Here is a 1520-nt window from a genome sequence, read left to right on the forward strand (position 1 = left end):
TCAGTGAGCGAGTTTCTGACCGTTCGGCTGAGTAGCGAACAACAAAGTACCATTCCTTGGGTGGTGTGGTCGACAGAACAACAGTAAGTGATTGCCAGCGGTGAACTTGCCGGATGGTAACACTTGGATGAGTTGGTATCGTATGCCGGCCAGCGCCAAGTCATCGCTTTACTAGCGAGTAATGATGTGGTGTTAACTCAGGTGGACATTCCGCCTGGTGCTACACGTCAGTTCGACAACATGTTGCCTTATTTGATTGAAGATGAAGTCGCGCAAGATGTGGATAGCTTGCACTTCACCGTATTGGGTAAGCAAGCGGATAAAGCACAAGTGTGTGCGGTCGAGCGCGCATGGGTACAAACCGTGCTACAGCGTTTTGCTAGCCAAGGGTTGACCGTCAAACGCATCTTGCCAGATGTATTGGCATTGCCTGTCAGTGATGACAACAGCAGTGCGGCACTGATTGGTGAGCAATGGCTAATTCGTCACTCAGAGACGGAAGGCGCGGTGGTGGATTCGGCGTGGCTGGATCTTTACCTCTCTTCTTACCTGCAAAACCATGAAGGTTGGCAACTCGATTGCTACAGTTCCGTGCCAGAATCGACTGTTGAGAGTGTATGGGTTCCTAAGCCAGAAGAAATGACGATGGCGTTGCTCGCAAAAGGCGTCGCGAGTAGTAAAACGAACCTGTTAACTGGCGAGTTTAAGCCGAAGTCTTCTTGGGGTAAGTACTGGAAAGTTTGGCAAAAGGCGGCTATCGCTGCGGGTGTTTTGTTAGTGGTGGTCGTGGCTCAGCAACTTCTCGTCGTCCACAAGTACGAGGCGCAAGCACAAGCCTATCGTGAAGAAAGCGAACGTATTTTCCGTCAGGTTTTCCCAAACAAGAATCGAATTCCGACCGTAAGTTACTTAAAGCGTCAAATGACAGATGAAGAGCGCCGTTTGTCTGGTGGCTCAACAGATGTTGCGATGTTGTCTTGGCTTGCTGCCTTGCCAGCAACGCTTGGTCAGGTGAAAGATCTAGAAATCACCAGCTTTAAGTATGACGGCCAACGTGGTGAAGTGCGCATTCACGCACGTAGCTCAGACTTCCAGCCTTTTGAGCAGGCACGTGTGAAGTTGGCTGAGAAGTTTAATGTTGAGCAAGGTCAGCTTAATCGCAGCGATAACGTTGTGATGGGTAGCTTTGTGTTGAAGCGTCAGTGAGGTGATGATGAAGAATTTAATTTCTCAAGCGCAAGCTTGGTGGAGTGGCATCTCTCAGCGTGAACAACGACTTGTGCTGGGCTGTGGTGCATTCGCCATCCTTGGCATTCTTTACTGGGGGCTGCTGCAGCCGATGAGCCAACGTGCAGAGTTGGCGCAATCTCGTATCCAAAGTGAAAAGCAATTGCTTACATGGGTACAAGACAAAGCTGATGACATTACCGCATTGAGAAAAAGCGGGGGTGTCAGGTTTTCCTATCAGCCACTGAACCAACTTGTCTGTTCATCAGCGCGCCATTTTAGGGTGGAAGTGT

Annotated in this window: 1 protein-coding gene and 1 pseudogene; both read left to right on the forward strand. The window is 49.9% G+C overall.

What is annotated here, in order from left to right:
• Positions 1-3: 3 nt before the first annotated feature.
• A pseudogene (gene gspL / locus R7P72_RS24150) lies at positions 4-1206 on the forward strand (type II secretion system protein GspL).
• Positions 1207-1213: 7 nt separating this feature from the next.
• On the forward strand, positions 1214-1520 hold a 307-nt coding region (locus R7P72_RS24155; RefSeq protein ID WP_318110849.1), incomplete at its 3' end, for a type II secretion system protein M.

Origin of the sequence: Vibrio sp. Vb0888 (genome assembly GCF_033338835.1) — a bacterium.
GTDB classification, from domain to species: Bacteria; Pseudomonadota; Gammaproteobacteria; order Enterobacterales; family Vibrionaceae; genus Vibrio; species Vibrio alginolyticus.